Origin of the sequence: Sporomusa sp. (assembly GCF_035561155.1) — a bacterium.
In the GTDB taxonomy this organism is placed as follows: Bacteria; Bacillota; Negativicutes; order Sporomusales; family Sporomusaceae; genus Sporomusa.
Window position 1 is genome coordinate 123,136 of sequence record NZ_DATMYD010000071.1, and the last position, 21,783, is coordinate 144,918.

The 21,783-nt window shown below is 43.7% G+C and carries 25 protein-coding genes; all 25 read right to left on the reverse strand.

Annotated features, from left to right (window positions below; translation table 11 throughout):
• Positions 1 to 56: 56 nt before the first annotated feature.
• The 25 genes from VN447_RS08735 to VN447_RS08855 all read right to left on the reverse strand — a co-directional run bounded on the left by VN447_RS08735 (position 57) and on the right by VN447_RS08855 (position 21,680).
• Positions 57 to 635 (reverse strand): RNA methyltransferase, encoded by a 579-nt coding sequence (locus VN447_RS08735; protein ID WP_325524739.1) that lies wholly within the window; start codon positions 633 to 635, stop codon positions 57 to 59.
• A gap of 2 nt (positions 636 to 637) precedes the next feature.
• Positions 638 to 1,384, reverse strand: a complete 747-nt coding sequence (gene trmD, locus VN447_RS08740; protein WP_325524740.1) for a tRNA (guanosine(37)-N1)-methyltransferase TrmD — start codon at positions 1,382 to 1,384, stop codon at positions 638 to 640.
• A gap of 13 nt (positions 1,385 to 1,397) precedes the next feature.
• The gene (rimM, locus tag VN447_RS08745; protein WP_325524742.1) at positions 1,398 to 1,901 is read right to left on the reverse strand and encodes a ribosome maturation factor RimM; all 504 of its coding nucleotides are present in this window, start codon (positions 1,899 to 1,901) and stop codon (positions 1,398 to 1,400) included.
• A gap of 1 nt (position 1,902) precedes the next feature.
• Positions 1,903 to 2,319, reverse strand: a complete 417-nt coding sequence (locus VN447_RS08750; protein WP_325524743.1) for a YlqD family protein — start codon at positions 2,317 to 2,319, stop codon at positions 1,903 to 1,905.
• Between the two features lie 38 nt (positions 2,320 to 2,357).
• A complete protein-coding gene (locus VN447_RS08755) occupies positions 2,358 to 2,585 on the reverse strand; it encodes a KH domain-containing protein (RefSeq protein ID WP_325524745.1) in 228 nt (75 codons plus the stop codon).
• Positions 2,586 to 2,605: 20 nt separating this feature from the next.
• Positions 2,606 to 2,887 (reverse strand): 30S ribosomal protein S16, encoded by a 282-nt coding sequence (gene rpsP / locus VN447_RS08760; RefSeq protein WP_325524747.1) that lies wholly within the window; start codon positions 2,885 to 2,887, stop codon positions 2,606 to 2,608.
• Positions 2,888 to 2,935: 48 nt separating this feature from the next.
• Positions 2,936 to 4,276, reverse strand: a complete 1,341-nt coding sequence (gene ffh / locus VN447_RS08765) for a signal recognition particle protein (protein WP_325524748.1) — start codon at positions 4,274 to 4,276, stop codon at positions 2,936 to 2,938.
• Between the two features lie 7 nt (positions 4,277 to 4,283).
• Positions 4,284 to 4,652, reverse strand: coding sequence for a YlxM family DNA-binding protein (gene ylxM, locus VN447_RS08770; RefSeq protein ID WP_325524750.1), 369 nt, complete (start codon positions 4,650 to 4,652; stop codon positions 4,284 to 4,286).
• Positions 4,653 to 4,732: 80 nt separating this feature from the next.
• Positions 4,733 to 5,650 carry a signal recognition particle-docking protein FtsY gene (ftsY, locus tag VN447_RS08775; RefSeq protein ID WP_325524751.1) on the reverse strand — a complete coding sequence of 306 codons (918 nt, stop codon included), beginning with the start codon at positions 5,648 to 5,650 and terminating at the stop codon, positions 4,733 to 4,735.
• 34 nt (positions 5,651 to 5,684) lie between these two features.
• Positions 5,685 to 9,242: a chromosome segregation protein SMC gene (gene smc / locus VN447_RS08780; RefSeq protein WP_325524753.1), complete on the reverse strand. Its 3,558-nt coding sequence runs from the start codon at positions 9,240 to 9,242 to the stop codon at positions 5,685 to 5,687.
• 124 nt (positions 9,243 to 9,366) lie between these two features.
• The gene (locus VN447_RS08785; RefSeq protein ID WP_325524754.1) at positions 9,367 to 9,627 is read right to left on the reverse strand and encodes a stage V sporulation protein S; all 261 of its coding nucleotides are present in this window, start codon (positions 9,625 to 9,627) and stop codon (positions 9,367 to 9,369) included.
• 84 nt (positions 9,628 to 9,711) lie between these two features.
• On the reverse strand, positions 9,712 to 10,770 hold the full coding sequence (locus VN447_RS08790; protein ID WP_325524756.1) for an elongator complex protein 3: 1,059 nt from the start codon (positions 10,768 to 10,770) through the stop codon (positions 9,712 to 9,714).
• A 46-nt stretch (positions 10,771 to 10,816) separates the two neighbouring features.
• Positions 10,817 to 11,551, reverse strand: a complete 735-nt coding sequence (gene rnc, locus VN447_RS08795; protein WP_325524758.1) for a ribonuclease III — start codon at positions 11,549 to 11,551, stop codon at positions 10,817 to 10,819.
• A gap of 10 nt (positions 11,552 to 11,561) precedes the next feature.
• Positions 11,562 to 12,803 carry a beta-ketoacyl-ACP synthase II gene (gene fabF, locus VN447_RS08800; protein ID WP_325524759.1) on the reverse strand — a complete coding sequence of 414 codons (1,242 nt, stop codon included), beginning with the start codon at positions 12,801 to 12,803 and terminating at the stop codon, positions 11,562 to 11,564.
• 14 nt (positions 12,804 to 12,817) lie between these two features.
• Positions 12,818 to 13,765, reverse strand: coding sequence for a nitronate monooxygenase (locus VN447_RS08805; RefSeq protein WP_325524761.1), 948 nt, complete (start codon positions 13,763 to 13,765; stop codon positions 12,818 to 12,820).
• A 138-nt stretch (positions 13,766 to 13,903) separates the two neighbouring features.
• Positions 13,904 to 14,140 (reverse strand): acyl carrier protein, encoded by a 237-nt coding sequence (locus VN447_RS08810; protein WP_084575468.1) that lies wholly within the window; start codon positions 14,138 to 14,140, stop codon positions 13,904 to 13,906.
• Between the two features lie 43 nt (positions 14,141 to 14,183).
• Positions 14,184 to 14,927, reverse strand: coding sequence for a 3-oxoacyl-[acyl-carrier-protein] reductase (gene fabG, locus VN447_RS08815; protein WP_325524763.1), 744 nt, complete (start codon positions 14,925 to 14,927; stop codon positions 14,184 to 14,186).
• A gap of 1 nt (position 14,928) precedes the next feature.
• Complete coding sequence (gene fabD / locus VN447_RS08820) at positions 14,929 to 15,873, reverse strand: ACP S-malonyltransferase (protein WP_325524765.1); 945 nt, start codon at positions 15,871 to 15,873, stop codon at positions 14,929 to 14,931.
• A 31-nt stretch (positions 15,874 to 15,904) separates the two neighbouring features.
• The gene (gene fabK, locus VN447_RS08825) at positions 15,905 to 16,846 is read right to left on the reverse strand and encodes an enoyl-[acyl-carrier-protein] reductase FabK (RefSeq protein WP_325524767.1); all 942 of its coding nucleotides are present in this window, start codon (positions 16,844 to 16,846) and stop codon (positions 15,905 to 15,907) included.
• Positions 16,836 to 17,852 (reverse strand): beta-ketoacyl-ACP synthase III, encoded by a 1,017-nt coding sequence (locus VN447_RS08830; RefSeq protein WP_325524769.1) that lies wholly within the window; start codon positions 17,850 to 17,852, stop codon positions 16,836 to 16,838. The genes fabK and VN447_RS08830 overlap by 11 nt, the downstream gene beginning before the upstream one ends.
• Positions 17,845 to 18,870: a phosphate acyltransferase PlsX gene (gene plsX / locus VN447_RS08835; protein WP_325524770.1), complete on the reverse strand. Its 1,026-nt coding sequence runs from the start codon at positions 18,868 to 18,870 to the stop codon at positions 17,845 to 17,847. Before plsX ends, VN447_RS08830 begins: the two co-directional genes overlap by 8 nt.
• 55 nt (positions 18,871 to 18,925) lie before the next feature.
• On the reverse strand, positions 18,926 to 19,495 hold the full coding sequence (fapR, locus tag VN447_RS08840) for a transcription factor FapR (protein WP_325524772.1): 570 nt from the start codon (positions 19,493 to 19,495) through the stop codon (positions 18,926 to 18,928).
• A gap of 139 nt (positions 19,496 to 19,634) precedes the next feature.
• A complete protein-coding gene (rpmF, locus tag VN447_RS08845; RefSeq protein ID WP_325524774.1) occupies positions 19,635 to 19,811 on the reverse strand; it encodes a 50S ribosomal protein L32 in 177 nt (58 codons plus the stop codon).
• Positions 19,812 to 19,852: 41 nt separating this feature from the next.
• Positions 19,853 to 20,368 (reverse strand): DUF177 domain-containing protein, encoded by a 516-nt coding sequence (locus VN447_RS08850; protein ID WP_325524775.1) that lies wholly within the window; start codon positions 20,366 to 20,368, stop codon positions 19,853 to 19,855.
• Positions 20,369 to 20,477: 109 nt separating this feature from the next.
• Positions 20,478 to 21,680 (reverse strand): acetate kinase, encoded by a 1,203-nt coding sequence (locus VN447_RS08855; RefSeq protein ID WP_325524776.1) that lies wholly within the window; start codon positions 21,678 to 21,680, stop codon positions 20,478 to 20,480.
• Between the last annotated feature and the right edge of the window lie 103 nt (positions 21,681 to 21,783).

A 21,783-nucleotide genomic window follows, 5' to 3' on the forward strand; every position in this document is an offset into this window, starting at 1 on the left:
ACACAAAAAATAGTATACCACATATTACCCGGCAACTCAAACTAAAATGCTGTGATTTAAGCATTTTTCCACCAAAATTCGCCTAACAGGCGATCAAGAATGATCGCAACCGCCGCACGAACAGGTAAATGATTATAGCTTCCTGGTCCATAAATAGGTTCTAGTATATAATCGAACTGCTGCATTACTGAATTCTCCATGCCCCAGCCAGTACCGAACAAGAGTAGGCACGGCCTGCCCGTATCACTTATTTCCTGCCGAAGTCCGATATACGAAACAGTATTTGCATACTTACGAGCATCGGTAGTAACAACTAACGGTTTCGCACCTTCCTTAGCCGTAATATAATCAACTGCTGCAGCAATATCTGGAATAACTTCCACTATGCTTAACGCCTCTTTACGGTCAGGATTATACTGTCCACCATAACCTTCCTGCCAATAGTTGATAATTTCCTCAGCTAGCGCCTTTTGGCTATCAAGTGGATGGATAATAAAATATTTCAGCAAGTCATATGTCCGGGCCGTACGGGCAATATCATGGATATCAAAATTAGTAATAGCAGTCGTAACTATCTCGTTATTTTTATTATAAATAGGGTAATGCACTAAACCCAAATATACAGGCAATGCCATATTCAGCCTCCGGCCTGCTCAGACTTTATTTCCTGCAACAGTTTATGATCTTGAGGACTTAATTCAACTTTATCCATCAAGTCCGGTCGACGCTCAAGTGTTGCCTTAAGCGATTCTTTCCGCCGCCATTTCTCAATTTTGGCATGATCACCTGAAAGTAGTATTTCAGGCACTTCCCAGCCGTTAAATTCTCGCGGCCTGGTATACTGCGGGTATTCCAGCAGTCCGTTATAGAAGGAGTCTTGTTGCGCTCCGTCATCGGCACCAAGTACTCCCGGAATCATACGTGCTACTGCATCGGTAATGACCATCGCAGGCAGCTCTCCACCTGTCAGAACATAGTCACCAATTGAAATAGCTTCATGAACTACATGTTCGCGGATCCTCGCATCGATGCCTTCATAGTGACCGCAAATAAATATAAGCTGTTCATACCCGGCAAGCTCCCTGGCTTTAGCTTGATCAAAAGCTTGTCCACCCGGACACATTAGAATTATCCGCTTGCGTGAAACATTACTCGCACTCACGACACTTTCCACAGCGCGAAATACCGGATCTGGTTTCATAACCATACCTGACCCGCCGCCAAAAGGACAATCGTCTACAATATGATGCTTGTCATAAGTAAAATCCCGGGGATTGGTTACATGAACAGATATAAGCCCGCTGTTCTGCGCCCGTTTTAGAATACTATGGCCTAACGGACCGGTAAACATCTCGGGAAACAGCGAAATAATGTCAATACGCATAAACGCCCTCTGTTTAGTCCATTTCTTCCTGAAGTTTTACAACCATCTGCTTGCCGGCAATATCAATTTTCTTAACAACGTCTTTAATAGCCGGAATCAGCAATTCACGCTTGCCTTGCTGCTCAACAACATACACATCATTGCTGCCTGGCTGCAACACATCGGTTATAACTCCTAGCTGCTCGCCTTCTTCAGTAAATACATTAAGGCCAATAATATCGAAAATATAATATTGTCCTTCAGGCAATTTTACTACATCTTCCCGCCCAATTTTAATCAGCTTGCCGCTCAGACGTTCGGCGTCATTCATGGTATTAATTTCAGCAAATTTAAGTAAGATAAACTTTTTATGCGGTCGGGCTGACTCTAGTTTCAATTGGCCTACATCGTCAATAAATACTGTTTTAAGATCATGGAAACGGTCAGGGAAATCAGTAAGCGGGAATATACGAACGTCACCCCGCACACCGTGCGGGGCAACAATTTTACCGATGGTTATCAGATCAGTTTCAGACATATTAACTACGGAAAGCGACGATTTTGCCATCTTCCAGCAAAATTTCGGTTGCCATCAGTTTATGCAAGTCATCACCAACACTTACTGTAACGACTCGATCCATAGTACCCTGAACTATTTCCGCACCGATTTCCAGTTGTGCTGTTTCTTTTAGCTTTTCCAGCATATGATTTTTAAATTCAAAGCGTTTTTGACGTTCAGCATCAATCTGCTGACGTAGACCGACAAGTCCTTGCGCGTCTTGTTTCGCCTGTTCAGTCATCATGCGTTTGGCATGAAACTCAATTTGCTGGAGTTCTAAATCTGCTTTCTTTATGGCTTCCTGAATTTCGGCCGCCAAGTGCGCTTTGAGGTCTTCTGTTACTTTAGCTTTAATGGTCACCGGACACTTAATTGTCAAATTCTCAATGCTAGCCATTTAGTTCCACCCCTTTGGTTGTCAGATTAACAGCTTAATTATAATATTTCCACCATTACTCGTTTGTTTTCCCGGGTGGCGGCAGCTTTAACTACAGTGCGGATAGCTTTGGCGATACGTCCTTGCTTGCCAATTATTTTCCCCATATCATCCGGGGCCACATGCAGTTCATAGACTGTACCCGAATTATCGGTTGTCTCATTAACATTGACTTGTTCCGGGTTTTTCACTAATGCTTTGGCGATAACTTCGACTAATTCTTTCATGTAGTTATCACGCCTCGTTTCTACGCTTCTTTCTTAGTGCGCTTTACTTCATCCCATTTTTTCAGGATGCCTGTTTTACTGAACAGATTTTTAACAGTATCAGTAGGTTGAGCGCCTTTTTGCAGCCACTCAATGGCTTTTTCTTCATCAATCTTGATCACTGCCGGTTCAGTAGTAGAGTCGTAATGACCCAGATTTTCAATAAAGCGTCCGTCCCGCGGCGAACGGGAATCAGCCACTACTACACGGTAAAAAGGACGTTTTTTAGCGCCCATACGCTTTAAGCGGATTTTAACTGCCATTATAAGTCACCTCCTTTATAAAATATCCCAATTTATATTTAAGATGAGTTAAGGCATAAAAGGAAGTTTAAAGCTTGGTTTTTTTCCGCTTTTTTGCATTTCCTGGATGCGTTTCATCATCTTTTTGGCTTCGCCAAACTGCTTTAACAATCTGTTAACATCTTGAACCCGTGTGCCGCTACCAAGAGCAATACGTTTTCGCCGGCTGCCATTAATGATTGATGGGTCGCGCCGCTCTTTAGCCGTCATGGAGCGGATAATAGCAATAATATGCTTTACTTCTTTATCATCAATATCCATCCCTTGAAGCTGTTTAAGCTTACCCATGCCAGGGATCATCCCCAAAATCTGGTCAAGCGGTCCTAATTTGCGAACTTGTTCAATTTGCTCTAGAAAGTCATCCAGCGTAAACTCTTCTTTACGCAGCTTCTTCTGCATTTCCTGAGCTTTTTCTAAATTTATTGCAGACTCAGCCTTTTCAATAAGACTAAGTACATCGCCCATGCCCAAGATGCGCGAAGCCATACGATCAGGATGAAAGGGCTCCAAAGCATCAAGTTTTTCGCCCATACCGGCAAACTTTATCGGTTGGCCGGTAACTGCTTTAATAGAGAGCGCAGCACCGCCACGAGCGTCACCGTCAAGTTTGGTCAAGATAACACCATCAAGGCCAAGATCATTGTTAAAAGACTCAGCTACATTAACCGCGTCCTGACCAGTCATAGCGTCAACTACCAGCAGTATTTCGTGCGGCTTGACAGTCTGTTTAATAGATTTGAGCTCATTCATGAGCTCTTCATTGATATGCAGACGACCGGCCGTATCAATAATCACTATGTCACGGGCCATCATAAGTGCCTGATCAACAGCTTTTTTTGCAATGTTGACCGGGTTTTCCTGCCCCATAGTAAATACGGGAATTTCAAGTTTTTCTCCTAAAACTTCCAACTGCTTTATAGCAGCAGGGCGATAAATATCGGCAGCCACCATGAGTGGTCGTTTGCCTTGGCGTTTTAGAAGATGAGCCAGTTTACCGGCTGTGGTAGTCTTACCTGCCCCCTGTAGACCAACAAGCATAATGACTGTCGGCGGCCGGGACGCAATAGCAATACGGCTTTGCGTCCCCCCCATCAGGTTGGTGAGTTCTTCATTTACAATCTTTATAACATGCTGGGCAGGTGTCAGGCTCTCAAGCACTTCCTGACCTACTGCACGTTCTTTAATTCTAGACACTAAGTCTTTTACTACTTTAAAGTTAACATCAGCCTCCAAGAGGGCCATCCGTACCTCTTTGAGTGCGTCAGCAACATCATTCTCCGACAGTTTGCCTCTGCCACGCAGCTTCTTAAAAGTCTGCTGAAGTTTATCTGCCAAACTTTCAAAAACCATGTATATGTCACACCTCCCGGGTGTCTTCTAGCAACGAATTTAACTTAAGCAAAGCCTGACTCAACTCAGGCATATTACGTACAGTAATCGGCAGTTGTTCTAAACTGCTGACAACTTCAGCAAGCAGCTTGCGCTCATCACTGTAACGAGCAGCTAGTCCAAGCTTTTCTTCATATTCTTCCAATGTTTGTTCAGCCCGTCGCAGGATGTCATGTACGGCTTGACGCGATACACCGAATTCTTCCGCGATTTCTGCCAGCGATAAGTCCTGCAAGTAGTGCATATTAAGGCAATCGCGCTGTTTATCAGTTAAAAGCGCATTATAAAAGTCGTAAAGTTGCCCTACTCTTAACACTTTATTTAACATGCGATCCATACATTCACCTGCTTAAGTGACAAGGTAAATCCCTTTACACCACAAATTATATCTAAAACAGCAAGGCATGTCAAGTAAAATTACTTGTCGGCAAATAGAGCACCCGCAAATTCAGCAGCATCAAACGGTCGGAGGTCATTTACTCCTTCGCCCACCCCTACCCATTTGACAGGCAAACTAAGCTCATTGTTAATAGCGATTACCACTCCGCCTTTAGCCGTACCGTCTAATTTAGTCAGTACTACCCCAGATAGCGTCACAACATCACCGAACAGTTTTGCTTGGTTAATCGCATTTTGACCGGTAGTAGCGTCAAGCACCAATAAAGTCTCATGCGGTGCATCCGGTATTTCCTTTGCTATTACTCTATTAATCTTCTTTAGCTCTTCCATTAAATTCGATTTAGTATGTAGGCGCCCAGCTGTATCAATAATAACTACATCCACTTTACGGGCCTTAGCGGCTTGGACAGCATCAAAGGCTACCGCTGCAGGATCAGACCCTTCAGCATGCTTAATAACTTCAGTACCTGTCCGCTGTCCCCAGATTTCGAGTTGATCAATAGCGGCCGCCCGGAAGGTATCAGCAGCTGCAATAAGTACTTTTTTTCCGTCTTCATGATAATAACTAGCTAATTTACCAATCGTAGTTGTTTTCCCAACACCGTTCACGCCAACAATTAACATTACTGTCGGCGGTCTATGGGAGATTTGTTCGGCCTGGGCTTTGCTAAGCAGCATTGCACTGATTTTAGCTTTTAAGAATGGCTTTAAATCATCAGGCGAATTAATCTCCTTGCTTTTAATACCACTACGAATTTCTGTCATTAATTTAGCAGTAGTTGGTGCACCGACATCTGCTGACAGCAATAGAGCCTCTAAATCATCCAAAAACTCATCATCAATGGCGGCATAACCGATAACCAACTGCTCAATCTTCTCAGTAAAACTTTTTCTGGTCTTTTCCAGACCAGATTTCAATTTATCAAAAAAACCCATCGTTATTCCTCCAAACTATTTAAAGACATGTTTGTTATCCGGCTTTGTCCATAAACTTTACCGAAATCAGTCGGGATATTCCTGACTCTTCCATTGTTACACCATGTAATACACCGGCGGCTTCCATGGTACCCTTGCGGTGAGTAACAACAATGAATTGGGTACTTTGCGCATAATCCCGCAAAAATTCACTGAAGCGCTGCACGTTAGCTTCGTCGAGCGCTGCATCAATCTCATCAACTACACAAAACGGCGCCGGCCGATAAGTTAAAATAGCAAATAAGAGTGCAATTACGGTAAGCGCCCTTTCCCCCCCTGATAAAAGTGCTAGATTCTGCAGCTTCTTTCCCGGCGGCTGCACAATAATATCTATTCCTGTTTCAAGAATATTGGCTGGCTCAATAAGCACAAGCTCTGCCCGCCCACCACCAAATAATCGAATGAAAACCTCACTAAAATATTGGCTTATGGATTTAAACGCAGTATTAAACTGACGCGACATAGTAGTATCTATATCCTTAATTACCGATGTCAGATACTCCTTAGCCCGCAGCAAATCATTCGTCTGCTCATGTAAAAAGTTATACCGTTCCTGAACCCTATTATATTCATCAATAGCTGCAGGATTTATTGGTCCGAGTGCAGCAATTTGGCTTTCAGTGTGAGATATCACTCTCAATAATTGTTCAATATTATCTTGCCGCTTCAGCCCGCGAGCCGCCTCTATCGTCAAAGCAAGCTGTCCGGTAAGCTGCTCATAGCAATTGGTTGCTTCATAGCTATACTTGGTTACGAGAAGTTCTATTTCATGAAGGCGAGCTTGCAAGTCACTACTTTGGCGGCGTAACTCTTTTATCTCTTTATCTAGTTGCTGCGTACTAACCAATAATTCCAGTTTTGCGGCATAATGCACCTGCCGCGCCTCAGCTAAATGGGATTTGGCAAGCAACAGATTCTCCTTGCGTTCTGCTAATGAAGCAAGTTCAGTTTGAGCCTGTCCAATCTCGGCCTGAAGCTGGTTTTTCTCAGCTTTAAGCCGGGTAAGATCAACGTCCAGCGATACTTGCGTCTGTTTGTATTGCTCGCTGGCTGACCGAGTAGCAGCCACATCTTGGTTAGAAACACTCAGCTTAATTTTAGCGTCAGTCAACTCTTCGTTCAGAGCTTGCTGCTCATCTTTAACCGTCTTAAGCTCGTTTTGCCAATCGGCTACCTTAGATTTATGGCTAGTTTCCCGGTTTTCCAAAAAGATAATGGCCGCTTTACTATGCTCAATTTTTTGCTGGCACTCAATAGTTTCACGCTGGCATTCTATAGCCTCGGCACTTATCGTTTTGAGCGTCAGATCACATCGTTCGGCGTCATCTCTAGCCTTATCTATATAAATTGTTAACTCAGCCTGGCGAAGCTCTGCCTCTTTGTATTTGGCCTCAATGCAAGTGAGCTTAGAATTAATTTTAGTGATTGCGGTATGAGTAGCTGTTTTCTCTTGTTCCAACAACGTCTGTTTTTCCCTTAAAGCCTCCAGATTCTGTTTAAGTGTATCAATTTCATTATTTCTGGCAATAAAGCTTGCTTCTTTTCTCCCTACACTGCCGCCAGTAAGTGATCCACCAGGATTCACAAGTTCGCCATCAAGTGTAACAATCCTAGCCGAAAAACCACCGCTCCGGGCAATCTTTAGTGCATCATCAATTGTTTTAGCAATAATTACCCGCCCTAAAAGATAATCGACTACCGGCCGGTACCGGTCGTCAGCACTAACCACATCAGCAGCAAAACCAAGCGCGCCTGACTGACTGGCAGCCAATAGCTCAGCTTCCCTTGGTTTAGTTAATCTAATTGTATTCAATGGTAGAAAAGTTGCCCTACCCAAATTTTGGGTTTTTAAAAAACCAATAGCCTGTTTAGCTGTTTGGTCTGTATCAGTAACAAGGTGCTGTTGAGCGCCCCCGAGCGCTACCTCAATGGCATTGACATATTTATCCGGAACTGTTAGTAGTTGGGCAACGGCGCCGCAAATACCATTACGCCAGGAATGTTGGCTCTTTAATATCCCTTTTATGGCCCGGCCAAAACCTTCTAATTCATACTGCATGCTTGACAAAACATTTAGACGAGATGAAGTTTCATTCACAGTACTGATAAGCTGCTGCTCTTTCTCAGATGCATTTTTAAGCTTATATTCTAATGGAACTGTATCCTGCTGCAAAGACGCAGTCTGTCTTTTTAGCTCTTGCTGCTCAGTAGCAAGACACTCCATTTCATTTTGCAGCTGAATTTTCTTAGTATTAATCTCATTCTGTTGCTGCATATAATTAATATGCTCTTCATTAAGCTTGTTCTGTTTTGCGGCCAAGGCAGCCAAATCGCGCTCATGTGTACGCAAACTGTTACGTTCATTAACTGACTGCTGTAAATGGTCAAAGGTTTTTTCCTGGCCAGTTACTATTTGGTGCTCAATTTGTCTGATACTGGCAATAAGTTGATCATTTCGGCTATTTTTCTCAGTTATCTCTTGTTGGATAGTAAGAACTTGGCGTTGTTTGGCTTCCAGACTGCTCTGTAATTCAGCAAGCCTTGCCCCTGCTGCTTCGTGTTCAGCTACAAGACGTACAGCAGCATCATTAAGGCGCGCTTCAGCCTTACTACCCTGATCGATCCGCTCGCTCAGTATTCCACTTCGGCTATCTAGACGTTCAATTTCAGTCGAGACTTCACTAATCTCTTTATCTGTACAAGCAATCTTTTCATCAGTTTGAGCAATCTTTAGCAACAGTGCCTCTTTTTCGTTATCGGCTGAAACTAATCGGGTATTTGCTGCAATACTTCGGTCTGTCAAATGAGTCTGCTCTAAATTAGCGCTTGCAACCATCTTTTCCGCTTTTTCTAAGCGTTCTAGCAGCACTGTAGCCTGACAGGCCACCAGCTCGGCGCTTAACTTATTAAAAGTATCAGTCCGGGCAGCGTTTTCTTTTAACGGCTCAAGCTGGCTTTCCAGCTCAGAGGTGATATCTTGAACCCTGGTAAGATTTTGTTCTGTGTCATCCAGTTTACGCAGAGAGTCACGTTTGCGCTGTTTATATTTAGTAATGCCGGCTGCTTCTTCAAATAACAACCTGCGTTCCTCAGGCTTACTACTTAGTATTTCGTCAATTTTATTCTGTCCTATTACGGTCATCGACTCGCGCCCTAGACCTGTATCAGCCAGAATATCATGGATATCCTTGAGGCGGCAGGCCGTTTTGTTAATGTAATATTCACTGTCCCCTGATCTAAATACGCGTCTAGTGATTGTAACTTCATTAAAGTCTAACGGCAATCGCCCGTCGCTGTTATCAAAAACTAACGACACTTCTGCTACTCCTAACGGCCTGCGGTTAGCACTTCCTACAAATATGACATCTTCCATTTTAGTGCCTCGTAAAGTACGAAGACTCTGTTCACCAAGCGCCCAACGAATTGCATCAGAAATATTACTTTTACCACTACCGTTCGGACCGACAATCGCTGTTATTCCTTGTCCAAACTCTAATTCTGTTCTTTCGGCAAACGATTTAAACCCATAGGCCTCTAGTCTGCGCAGCAACACAACAATCACCCTTACCTGTATATTTAGGTCAATCAAAATTTTACCACGAGGAGTATGGTAATACAAGTAATATAAAAAAGCCTGCAGCATACGCAAACAGGCTTCTTCACATTAGCTTACATTATTAACGGGGTTCAACAATGAATCTAATGGCGGTACGTTCTTCCCCGTCAATAGTAATCTCCGCAAAAGCTGGTATGGTAATCAAATCAATGCCATTGGGAGCGACAAAACCACGTGAAATCGCAATAGCCTTGATAGCCTGATTAACCGCCCCTGCACCTACTGCCTGTACTTCTGCGGTACCTCTTTCACGCAAAACTGCAGCCAGAGCGCCTGCTACGGATTTAGGATTTGATTGTGCAGATACTTTCAGCACTTCCATTTTTCGCTCTCCTCCTTTGAATTCAGGGCCTATGCTAAAAGGTATTCTGCTTATTTCCTAAAAATTCCTTCTTTTACATGATTTTTAAATCCAATTTATCATATTTTTGTTAAATAGATAGGTTTGTCCACAGTACGCAAGCAAAAGACTCCCCTTTGGGATAAAAGAATCTGCATAAAGGCTAATCTCTGATAAGTTATAGGACTGCTTAAGGCTACTAATATTTCTATTATATTGTCCTCTTACTTTAGAACAATCTTGAGGATGGTGGCGAATAACCAAATTTTCTTCAGAACGTACAGAATTTTGTTCAATAAATCCAGCTAGCATTAAGTAGAAGATATATGAATCTACAAGTTCACCAAAAGCAGGATGATACGGTCCGGCAATCACGGTCTCTTTACTGTCAAGCTCTTCTGAAGCCTGCAACCCAATGCGAATAACTTCAATGCCCTGACGTTCGAAAAGCAGTTTCATATAAGCTGAACGTGCCACCGCCTGTACTAGAGATAGAGGTTGGTAAACACCCCGTTTATAGAATTCGGCAAGTGTAGTACCGCTAATAATCACAACCGGATAAATACGGACAAAGTCAGGGGTAAGTACAAGTGTGTGATGAACAGTCTTAATCAAACTTGCCCAATCTTCACCAGGAAGACCGGGCATAAGCTGCAAACCACAGCGCAACCCAGCATTTTTTAGCAGCGTTACGGCATCATCCACTACCTGGCTATCATGCCCCCGTTCAGCCCTGGCAAGCACCCCATCATCAAGAGATTGAACACCTAACTCAACAATTGTTACGCCCTGCTCAATCAAATTTTTAACCGTTTTCTCGCTTACACAATCAGGCCTGGTGGAGAGACGAATCCCCTGAATACGCCCATTTAGCCGGGCCTCTGTTGCTGGGGCCAGCAAGTCATTTTGGATGTTTTCAGGCAAAGCAGTAAAACTGCCACCATAAAAAGCTACTTCAATGTGCCGTTCTTGATTGATAGTAGCCAATCTCTCATCAATAATTGACCTCACCTGAGTGGCGGTGACAGGCGTTGGCCGACCAGTTATCTTTTGCTGATTGCAAAAAACACATTGATGCCGGCAACCCAGGTGTGGAATAAATATCGGAATAATGTAATGTTTCATAATGCTCCTATACAGAAAGGACGGCCATTCGGCCGCCCTATTTTACTTATTCAGTTATTGTTCCAAGCTTTACCAGCGCCTGTTTAGCCGCCTGCTGTTCGGCCTCTTTCTTACTTTTTCCCCAGCCGGAGCCCATGCGTTCACCGTTAACAACAACAGCGACTTCAAAAGATTTATCATGATCAGGACCGCGTTCACTAATAACTTCATAAGCAATTTTACTGTCGTTATTTTTTTGTACTATCTCCTGCAGCCAGGTTTTATAGTCTTTAAAATAGTCACCGCTCTCTACCAGGGTCAACTCAGATTTCAGCTGGCTTAACACATATCTGGCAGCGCTTTTAAATCCCGCATCAAGATAAACAGCACCAATAATAGCCTCAAACGCATCTGCGAGGATCGATATTCGTTCCCGTCCACCTGATAAAGCTTCCCCTTTACCTAGCAGAAGATACTCGCCAACACCTAACTCCAGAGACCTTTTTGCTAATGTCTGTTCGCACACGACCTGAGCCCGGGCTTTAGTGAGTTCACCTTCGGGTAAATGGGGGCATTGACTAAATAAATAGGAACTGATAATCAAATCCAAAACCGCATCGCCTAAAAATTCCAGACGCTCGTTGTGCCTGACATTAGCGCCTTTGGTTTCATTAGCATATGAAGTATGGGTAAGAGCCTGGTGCAGCAGCTTATAATCACTAAACGTCACTCCCAACGTTCGGCATAACTCGGCTAATGCCTGTAGGCGAGTACCATCCAGCATCCCTTTAGTTTCTTTCATAAAGAGCAGCTTACGCCTGGTACTTTTTCACCAGGATGGTTGCATTGTGGCCGCCGAAGCCAAACGAGTTCGAAAGCGCCACATTAACAACTTGCTCCTGTGCTTTGTTAGGCACATAATCCAGGTCGAGTTCGGGATCTTGGTTTTCATAATTAATGGTCGGCGGAATAATGCTATTAGTGATAGTAAGCACAGTAGCAATTGCTTCAATCCCGCCGGCTGCGCCTAAGAGGTGTCCAGTCATAGACTTTATTGAGCTAACTTTAAGTTTTTTAGCATGCTCACCAAACAATGACTTAATTGCCAAAGTCTCATTTTTGTCATTAAGCGGCGTTGAGGTCCCATGAGCATTTATGTAATCTACTTCATTAGGCTCAATTCCGGCATCTTTAAGGGCCATAGCCATACATTTAGCAGCTTGAGCGCCTTCAGGAGCCGGAGCCGTAATATGATACGCATCAGCATTAAAACCGTAACCGACAATTTCCGCATAAATTTTGGCACCACGCGCTAACGCATGTTCAAGAGTTTCCATAATAACAATACCAGCACCTTCGCCCATAACAAAGCCGCTACGGTCCTTGTCAAAAGGGCGAGAGGCCTTTTGTGGCTCGTCATTACGGGTGGACATAGCTTTCATTGCACAGAACCCGGCTACAGCCGTCGGCGAAATAGCCGCTTCCGTACCGCCGGCAACCATCACATCAGCATCGCCGCGCTGGATTATTTTAAAGGCATCCCCAATCGCATTGGTACCTGTTGCGCAAGCAGTAACGACACAGCTACATGGTCCCTGCAAACCGAAAGTAATTGAGGTTTGGCCTGCAGGCATATTAGCAATCATCATTGGAACAAAGAACGGGCTAATGCGGCCTGGGCCTTTATCAAACAAAGTTTTAAACTGGTCGTGCAGCGTGTCCATGCCACCAATACCAGTGCCAATTAAAGTCCCCATACGGCTACGGTCTTCTTGATCTAAGTTAATTCCTGAATCCTCAAATGCCATTTTGGCGGCAGCAATCGCAAACTGAGTGCACCGGTCCATACGTTTGGCTTCTTTTTTATCAATATATTGGGTCGGATCGAAGTCTTTTACTTCTCCGGCGATTTGAGTAGTATATTCACTGGGATCGAAACGAGTAATGCGGTCAATACCTGATTTACCGGCAAGCAATGCTTGCCAAAAATTATCTGTTCCAATACCGACAGGCGTAATAGCACCTATACCTGTAATTACGACGCGTTTTTTCAAGAAAGGTCACCTCACTAGTTTATTTCTTCAACTTCTTTAAGAAGCCGTACAAAAATTTCTTTGACAGGTAGGATTTCATCTATTTTATGAATATACTCACCGGTAAATACCAACCCGGTATCAACATCCCCCTGCTGGGCCCGAATGAGCGCATTGATTATACAAAAGTTCTGCTCACAATGTTTTAAACAGGCTACGCAAGTTTTAGGACCATCGGTAGTACATTCAAGAATTTTCTTAGCAAAAGGGTTTTTTATAGCACGCCCCGGTAATCCTACCGGGCTCTTTATTAAGACCACATCTTCGTGTTTAGCCTTAAGATAAAATTCTTTTAGAGCCGGAGCGGCGTTAGACTCCACACTAGCGGCAAACCTTGTACCCATTTGTACGCCATCAGCCCCAAGTTTCATTACTTCAACAATATCCCGTCCAGATATTATACCGCCAGCCCCAATAACAGGAATGCTTACAGCATTTTTAATATCAGGTAAAAGTTCATGCACAGATTGGTCAGTACCTAAATGCCCACCTGCTTCTTTTCCTTCGACAATAATTGCCGCGGCACCTAGCTTTTCCGAAATTTTGGCGGCTTTAACCGATGACACAATAGGCACGATTGGAGTACCAGACTTTTTCCCCATAGGGAATACATCGCGAGAAAACCCAGCTCCTGCTACTACCAAATCAATCCCTTCATCAATGGCAGTATCAACATAGCGAGCAAACTCTCTGGCCGCCACCATAATGTTTATACCAATTATTCCCTTAGTTAAGCTACGAGCCAAGCGAATTTCATGACGCAATTCATCAAAGCCCATGCCAGATGCTGCAATAAGTCCGATACCGCCAGCTTCAGCCACTGCCGCTGCCAAACGAGCAGTTGAAAGTCTTATCGCCATACCCCCTTGGATAATAGGAATCTTAGCAACAAGTTGGCCAATTTTAAGCTCCGGAAGTTTCAAGTAACAACTCCTCCAATCAATAACCCTACCATTAGCTACACCAAGCATTACCTTTAAGAAAGTCCCGCGAAAGTTTCCACGGGACTTTCTTCGTCTACATAAGGTAATGTCTCATTCCGACGCCGGTAAAACGTTAAATTACGCCTGCTTTTCCTTGTCTATGTACTCCACAGCGTCTTTTACTGTTTTAATTTTTTCAGCTATTTCGTCCGGAATTTCGATGCTGAATTCCTCTTCAAAGGCCATAATCAGTTCAACAATATCCAGCGAATCAGCGCCGAGATCGTCAATGAAAGTAGAATTCATAGCTACGTCTGCTTCATCAACGCCGAGCTGTTCAACAACGATTTCTTTAACCTTGTCAAAAGTTGTCATGATGGGTGTTCACCTCCTTCCAAGGCAGCTTTTAAACCATATATTACATTACCATACCACCGTCAACATTTAAAGTCTGCCCGGTAATATATTTTGCAGAGTCTGTTGCCAAAAATACTGCGGCAGCAGCTACATCTTCAGCTGTTCCTAGACGATTAAGCGGAATTTTTGTGGCTAAATCGACTTTAACCTGTTCAGACAGTCCATGCGTCATATCGGTGGCAATAAACCCTGGAGCAATAGCATTGACTGTTATACCACGTGATGCCAATTCTTTTGCCATAGATTTGGTAAATCCAATAACACCAGCCTTGGCGGCCGCATAGTTTGCCTGTCCAGCATTGCCCATAAGACCGACAACTGAAGTCATGTTGATTATTTTACCGCTTCTTTGCTTCATCATGAATTTGGATACTGCCTTAGTACAATAGAATACGCCTTTAAGATTAGTATTCATTACTGCATCCCAGTCTTCATCCTTCATGCGCATTAGCAGAGTATCACGGGTTATCCCGGCATTGTTTACCAAAATATCAATTTTACCATAAGCCTCGATAGTTTTCTTAACCAAGGAGTCTACTGCTTCAGCATTGGCGACATCAGCCTGAACAATAATTGCTTGGCCACCATTATCAGTGATGGTTTTACGCACTTCTTCAGCGGCTGCAGCATTACCTGCATAATTGATTACTACTTTTGCACCAACGTTTGCCAACGCAATAGCTACTGCCCGGCCAATCCCTCTGGACGCTCCGGTAACAATTGCCACATGTCCATCTAAATGCATTTTAGCGAACCTCCTTGAAATAATCAAGGATTTTTTCTAAGGAAGCTGCGTCTTCGATATTTAATGTTTCCATCTCTTTTGCTATTTTCTTGGTGAATCCTGTAAGAACCTTACCAGGACCGACCTCAACAAAAGTAGTTGCGCCATGTTCTACAATTTGTGCTACACAATCTTCCCATAGTACTGGACTAGCTGCCTGCTTTACCAGTAATTCTTTGATAGATCCGCCTTGAGTCACAATTTTACCATTAACATTTGCTACGACCGGAATTGCCGCCTCTTTTACATTGACTTTATCCAGTTCAGTGCTGAGTCTTTGGGCTGCCGGTTGCATCAGTGTACTGTGAAACGGGGCGCTTACAGGTAAAGAAATCGCACGTTTTGCACCTGCAGCTTTTAAAAGCTCATTCGCCTTCTCAACAGCTTGGGTGGTACCGGCGATAACAATCTGACCAGGGCAGTTAAAGTTTACTGCCTGTACGGCACCAACCTCAGCTTCTACCTGCTGGCAAATCTCAACAACTTTATCGCGATCAAGTCCCATAATAGCAGCCATACTGCCCTGTCCAAGAGGCACAGCCTCCTGCATAAACTGTCCACGTTTTCTTACTAACTGAACAGCATCGCTAAAAGAGAGCGAGCCAGCGGCAACTAAGGCCGAATACTCACCCAGACTATGTCCAGCCACAATATCAGGTTTAATGCCATGTTGCTTTAGAACTTCATAGCAAGCCACACTCACAGTCAAAATAGCTGGTTGGGTGTTATAAGTCTTCTTAAGTTCTTCTTCCGGACCATTAAAACACATATCGGTAATTGAAAAACCAAGAGCTTCATCAGCTGACTTAAAAATGTCCCGGACTATATCATACTTCTCATACAGCTCTTTTCCCATGCCTACGGCTTGCGAGCCCTGTCCCGGAAAAACAAATGCCAGTTTTCCCATTTCTTTCCCTCCTTATGTATTTGTGAAATATTTATATTTTTCGCGTAAGTTCAGTAATAACTTTAGGAATGTTTTGTACAATATCTTGCATAATTTCATTAACCGGGCGAATTTGGGTTATCATACCAGCTATCTGACCAACCATTACCGAGCCATAATCTACATCACCATCGCGCACAGCCGCTCTAAGCTTGCCAACTCCAAGCTGATCAAGCTCTTCAATTGTCGCACCGCGCTTTTCTAATTCAGCAAACTCACGTGTGAGTTTATTGGCAATAACTCTGACAGGATGCCCTGTCGACACGCCGTTAACAACAGTAGAACGTTCTTTGGCTTTGACAATGGCTGCCTTATAGTTAGGATGAGCAGTGCACTCAACTGAGGCTGCAAACAGGGTTCCAATTTGAACACCCTGAGCGCCCAAAGCCAAAGCAGCCACCACACCGCGGGCATCGCCAATACCACCGGCAGCGATAACCGGCACACTAACGGCATCAGCAACCAACGGCACCAAAGTCATGGTTGTTACTTCCCCAACATGTCCGCCGCTTTCCATGCCTTCGGCAATAATAGCATCAATACCTACACGCTCTAAGCGCTTAGCTAGCGCCACTGATGCTACTACAGGAATAACTTTGGTACCGATTGCTTTTAGTGCTGGAATATATTCACCAGGATTGCCTGCTCCGGTGGTAACCACAGCTACCCGTTCGTCAATGACTACCTGCATAACCTCTTTGACAAACGGTGACATGAGCATAATATTGACACCAAAAGGTTTATCTGTCAAACTCTTAGCCTTGATGATTTCTGCTTTGAGTGCATCAGGCGGCATATGTCCGGCACCGATAAGCCCCAGACCACCCGCGTTAGAGACGGCTGCAGCTAGTTCAGCGGTAGCTACCCAAGCCATGCCTCCCTGCAAAATAGGATATTTGATATTTAGAAGCTGGCAGAGTTTGCTATTTAACAATAGTGTCGGCCCCCTTGCACCATTTTATAACGGCTGAGGCCCAAGTTAAACCAGCACCAAAACCGACCAGGACAACAGTATCGCCCTGCTTTATTTTGCCACTGTGTACAGCTTCATCGAGCGCAATTGGGATAGATGCTGCCGAAGTATTGCCGTATTTATCAACATTAACCATAACCTTATCTAAAGGTAATTTAAGACGTTTGGCCGCTGACTGAATGATGCGAATGTTTGCTTGGTGTGGAATCAGGCAGTCAACATCACCGGAATTGAGCCCGGCGTCCTCCAACGCTTTGACGGCAGCCTCGCCCATTACTTTAACAGCAAACTTAAATACCTCATTACCATTCATATGGACAAAGTGCATCTTTTGCGAAATTGTATCAGCTGTTGCCGGATTGCGCGAGCCGCCAGCAGGAAGTTTCAATAGATCGCCGCCTGAGCCATCTGCGCCAAGGTGGGACGATAAAATACCACAACCAGGGGCGGTTTCAGCCAATACCGCTGCACCAGCGCCATCCCCAAATAGAACACAGGTATTCCGATCACTCCAGTCGAGTATTTTCGAAAGGGTCTCAGCGCCGATAACTAATACTTTTTTATACAAACCAGCCTTGATAAACTGACTGCCGGTTACCATTCCGTAAACAAAGCCGGAACATCCTGCTGACAAATCAAAAGCAGCTGCATTGGTAGCCTTAATATTGGCCTGCACTAGACAAGCTACCGAAGGAAAAAACATATCCGGTGTTGCAGTAGCTACAATAATAAGGTCAATTTCTTCCGCGGTTACACCAGCATCATCAAGTGCTTTCTGAGCCGCCCGACTAGCTAAATCAGAAGTTGCCATACTTGGATCTGCTATTCGTCGTTCCCGAATGCCAGTCCTCTCAACAATCCATTCGTCAGAGGTTTCTACTATGCTTTCTAAATCTTTATTGGTCATTATCTTTTCCGGAACATATGTACCGAGGCCAATAATGCCGACTGCTTTATTATCATTCATTGGTCACAACCCCCTCCTTAGCAATGTTTTCACGAATATGGGCAACAACATCTTGTTCTGTAAACTCTTTAGCAACCCTGATAGCGTTTTTAATCGCTTTAGCTCGGGAACTACCATGACAGATAATAAAACCGCCATTTACACCTAATAGCGGCGCTCCGCCGTATTCAGCATAATCAAGTTTTTTCTTAAGTCCTTGCAAAGCGGGCAATACAAGCATTGAGGCCATTTTCGTCCAAAAACCGCTGCTTTTAATTGATTCTTTTACTAACTGCAAAATAGCGCTAGCTAAGCCTTCACCTAGCTTTAAGACAATATTTCCCACAAATCCATCACAAACAACAACATCTACTGTTCCTTTGGGAATATCGCGCCCTTCAACATTACCAATAAAATTCACGGTATTAAGCTGATTCAACAGTGGATAGGTAGCAAAAACCTGTTCATTGCCTTTGCTTTCTTCCTCTCCAATATTTAAAAGGCCTACTCGGGGCCTTGGAATATTAAGTACATACTCAGCATAAATAGCACCCATGATGGCATTTTGCACCAGATGTTTAGGCTTACTGTCAACATTAGCACCTGAGTCCACGAGAACTGTTGTCCCTGTAAGATTTGGCATAGGTGTAGCAATAGCCGGGCGTTCAATACCTTTAATTCGTCCCAAACCCAATAACGCAGCAGCCACTGCCGCGCCAGTACTACCAGCACATATTGCCACATCGCAGTGCCCTTGTTTAACTAGACTAGTAGCTACAACCACTGACGCATCCTTTTTTTTCCTGACAGCAGCCCCAGGTGATTCATGCATATCAATAACTTCACTCGCGTGATGAACGGTAATTTTTAAATCTTTCCAGTTGCCCTGACGGTCAAGCGATTGGGTAATTTGAGCTTGGTCGCCGACTAAAACAATCTCAAGGTCTTCTTCGGTATACTCTTTGGCAGCTTGTAACGCGCCTAGAACAATTTCATCAGGCGCATAATCTCCGCCCATGGCATCAACGGCAACCTTCATTCAATATCTCCTTTCACAAAACCGATAAAGTAAAAATGTTTAATTACAGTCTTTTTTATTTATGTAGCTCATGATCCAGTGATACCATAATAAACTTAGCACGAAAGACTTCCTGACTGTCATTCCTAGTTTTTACCCAAATAAAATATTTATTGCCTCTTTTTTTTATGACCTCAGCTTTAGACACTAGTTTTTCGCCCTCATGCACGGCAATCTTATACTTAATATTGGCCACCCCTGTTACAGCCATAGGGGCATCAATAATTGCCAGTGCCAAAGAATTGGCCTGGGCAAAAATATAGTGTCCACGTGCTACTTTGTTTTTCTCAAACACCATGTCAGGGGTTACAGTCATTAGAGATATACCTGTTTTACCCAATTCAAGGTCTATCAAATCGCCAACGACGTCGCTACTGGCAATTGTTTTGAGCTTATTCTGCGCTTCTTCGGCCATTTGCTTAGTACGTTCCCTGAGTTCAGGTATACCAAGCTCCAGCCGGTCAAGCCGAATAGTCTGCACACTAACAGTCAAATAGGCTGCCAGTTCCTCGTCAGTAAAGAACGGTGTGCTTAATAGCTTCTCTTTTAACTGTTCTTGTCGTATTTTTTTTTGAACTCGCGCCATTACATCACCTAGTTTTATCAGTAAGTTATATTACCAATTGATAGCATTAATTATAGCTAGTTACTACCAAGATTGCAAGTAAAAAAAGTGAGCAAGATAAAATTTTAATTGCCTTTTATCTTGCTCACTCATTATTTTTTTATTCTGCTGCAACCACAACTTTACCATTATAATGTCCACATTCGGGACACACACGGTGAGGCATTTTCTTTTCGTGACACTGGGGGCATTCTACCAAACCTGGGATAGTAAGCTTCCAATTAGCACGACGCTTGTCGCGGCGGGCTTTAGACATTTTGCGCTTAGGTACTGCCATTTATTTCCACCTCCTTAACAAAATTGGCCAACCTGCATATCTCAGTCCTTAGACAAAAGTTTTTCCAAAACCGCAAGCCTCGGATCAGTTTTAATCGAGTTGCAGCCGCAGGTATTTATGTTTAGGTTGACTCCGCACTCAGGGCATAAACCACGGCAGCTCTCACTGCAAACAGGTTTGATAGGCTCGGCCAACAAAATATTCTCACGGATTAAATCTGTAATATCAATTTCATCACCGCTAAAATAGTTGATTTCCTGAACCAAAGCTTCACCTGATTTCTCAAACTCAGCTTCTCTATATTCTTCACTGAATGCAACATTAAGTATTGTAACCATGTCTTCCAGGCACCGGCTGCAGCATTGATTTATTGTAGCACGGATTTTTCCGGTTACCTCATAAATCATTCCTTTATTTATAATGCAGCCATCAACCACCATACTCTCAACCCAAACTTCCGGATTATCAAGACTTAGCTCTCCGGCTGAGGTTTTAAAAGAAAAGGGTTGCGCACTCCCGGGATCTTTTCTTAACTGGGATATGTTAATTTTCATCATTTTCCACCAACCTTCATCTATTATAGCTACACACCAGAAGTTTGTCAAGGCAATAAGAAAAGCAGGGAACTAAGTGTTCCCTGCCTATCATGCGATGGTTGTGAGGCCGTTATGCAAGGTTGCCGCAAATTGCTTTGGTGTCGCGGGCGATAACAAGTTCTTCGTTTGTCGGGATGACAAAAATTTTAACTTTAGCGCCGTCAACACTGATTTCCTGCGCTTTGCCGCGAACATTGTTTTTGTCAGGATCGATTCGTGTGCCAAGGTATTCAAGACCGTTGGAGATTTTGTCGCGCATGCTGATAGAGTTTTCGCCAAGACCAGCAGTAAATACGATCGCATCAACGCCACCCATAGCAGCAACATAAGATCCGATAAATTTGCGCACCCTGTAGGCAAACATTTCAAGAGCCAGCTCGGAACGCTCGTTACCGGCATTGGCAGCTTCCTCAATATCGCGGAAATCGCTTGATACGCCGGAAACACCAAGTACGCCGGATTTTTTGTTCAAGTAGTTGTCAACTTGATCAGCTGACATGTTTTCTTTCTTCATTAAGAAAGGAATAATAGCAGGGTCAATGCCACCGGAACGAGTACCCATTACAAGGCCCTCAAGCGGAGTAAAGCCCATGCTGGTATCGATGCATTTGCCATGCTTAACAGCCGCTATACTAGCACCGTTGCCTAGGTGACAAGTAATAATGCGGAGGTTGGTCATATGCTCTCCCATGAGTTCAGCAGCCTGCTGCGAAACGTATTTATGGGAAGTGCCATGGAAGCCATAACGTCTGATACCATATTTTTCATATGCATCATAAGGCAGCGCATACAGGAAGGCATATTTAGGCATTGTTTGATGAAAAGCAGTGTCAAAAACACCTACTTGAGGAATACCAGGCATTATTTCAGCGCAAGCATTTATACCCATGATGTTAGGCGGGTTGTGGAGCGGAGCCATTTCAATGCACTCTTCCAAGGCCTGCATAACAGCAGGGGTAATCAACACAGAATCTGCAAATTTCTCGCCGCCATGCACAACGCGGTGACCAACAGCGGCAATTTCGCTCATACTGGCAATTACACCATGTACGGAATCTGTAAGAGCTTCAATAACAAGTTTAATACCAATACTATGGTTACTGATATCGGCATTAATAATTACTTTGCTTTTCCCCTCTGGCTGATGGGTTAGTACAGAACCATCCAAACCGATACGTTCAACCAATCCTTTAGCCAATACAGACTCATCGATCATGTTGACCAGTTGGTACTTAATTGAGGAACTTCCACAGTTAACAACTAAAACTTTCACAACAAAAATCCTCCCTTATTCTTCTTAATATGTATTGGTGTGGCAGGCCACTAGGCCCAATATCGTAAACTTACTTTCCAACAATTTTTATCTTTTCGACACC

Coding starts and splice junctions, on each gene's coding strand:
- VN447_RS08735 (WP_325524739.1), bottom strand. CDS start 635: ATGGCATTGCCTGTATATTTGGGTTTAGTGCATTACCCTATTTATAAT.
- trmD (WP_325524740.1), bottom strand. CDS start 1,384: ATGCGTATTGACATTATTTCGCTGTTTCCCGAGATGTTTACCGGTCCG.
- rimM (WP_325524742.1), bottom strand. CDS start 1,901: ATGTCTGAAACTGATCTGATAACCATCGGTAAAATTGTTGCCCCGCAC.
- VN447_RS08750 (WP_325524743.1), bottom strand. CDS start 2,319: ATGGCTAGCATTGAGAATTTGACAATTAAGTGTCCGGTGACCATTAAA.
- VN447_RS08755 (WP_325524745.1), bottom strand. CDS start 2,585: ATGAAAGAATTAGTCGAAGTTATCGCCAAAGCATTAGTGAAAAACCCG.
- rpsP (WP_325524747.1), bottom strand. CDS start 2,887: ATGGCAGTTAAAATCCGCTTAAAGCGTATGGGCGCTAAAAAACGTCCT.
- ffh (WP_325524748.1), bottom strand. CDS start 4,276: ATGGTTTTTGAAAGTTTGGCAGATAAACTTCAGCAGACTTTTAAGAAG.
- ylxM (WP_325524750.1), bottom strand. CDS start 4,652: ATGGATCGCATGTTAAATAAAGTGTTAAGAGTAGGGCAACTTTACGAC.
- ftsY (WP_325524751.1), bottom strand. CDS start 5,650: ATGGGTTTTTTTGATAAATTGAAATCTGGTCTGGAAAAGACCAGAAAA.
- VN447_RS08785 (WP_325524754.1), bottom strand. CDS start 9,627: ATGGAAGTGCTGAAAGTATCTGCACAATCAAATCCTAAATCCGTAGCA.
- VN447_RS08790 (WP_325524756.1), bottom strand. CDS start 10,770: ATGAAACATTACATTATTCCGATATTTATTCCACACCTGGGTTGCCGG.
- rnc (WP_325524758.1), bottom strand. CDS start 11,551: ATGAAAGAAACTAAAGGGATGCTGGATGGTACTCGCCTACAGGCATTA.
- VN447_RS08810 (WP_084575468.1), bottom strand. CDS start 14,140: ATGACAACTTTTGACAAGGTTAAAGAAATCGTTGTTGAACAGCTCGGC.
- fabG (WP_325524763.1), bottom strand. CDS start 14,927: ATGCATTTAGATGGACATGTGGCAATTGTTACCGGAGCGTCCAGAGGG.
- fabD (WP_325524765.1), bottom strand. CDS start 15,873: ATGGGAAAACTGGCATTTGTTTTTCCGGGACAGGGCTCGCAAGCCGTA.
- VN447_RS08830 (WP_325524769.1), bottom strand. CDS start 17,852: ATGAATGATAATAAAGCAGTCGGCATTATTGGCCTCGGTACATATGTT.
- plsX (WP_325524770.1), bottom strand. CDS start 18,870: ATGAAGGTTGCCGTTGATGCCATGGGCGGAGATTATGCGCCTGATGAA.
- fapR (WP_325524772.1), bottom strand. CDS start 19,495: ATGGCGCGAGTTCAAAAAAAAATACGACAAGAACAGTTAAAAGAGAAG.
- rpmF (WP_325524774.1), bottom strand. CDS start 19,811: ATGGCAGTACCTAAGCGCAAAATGTCTAAAGCCCGCCGCGACAAGCGT.
- VN447_RS08850 (WP_325524775.1), bottom strand. CDS start 20,368: ATGATGAAAATTAACATATCCCAGTTAAGAAAAGATCCCGGGAGTGCG.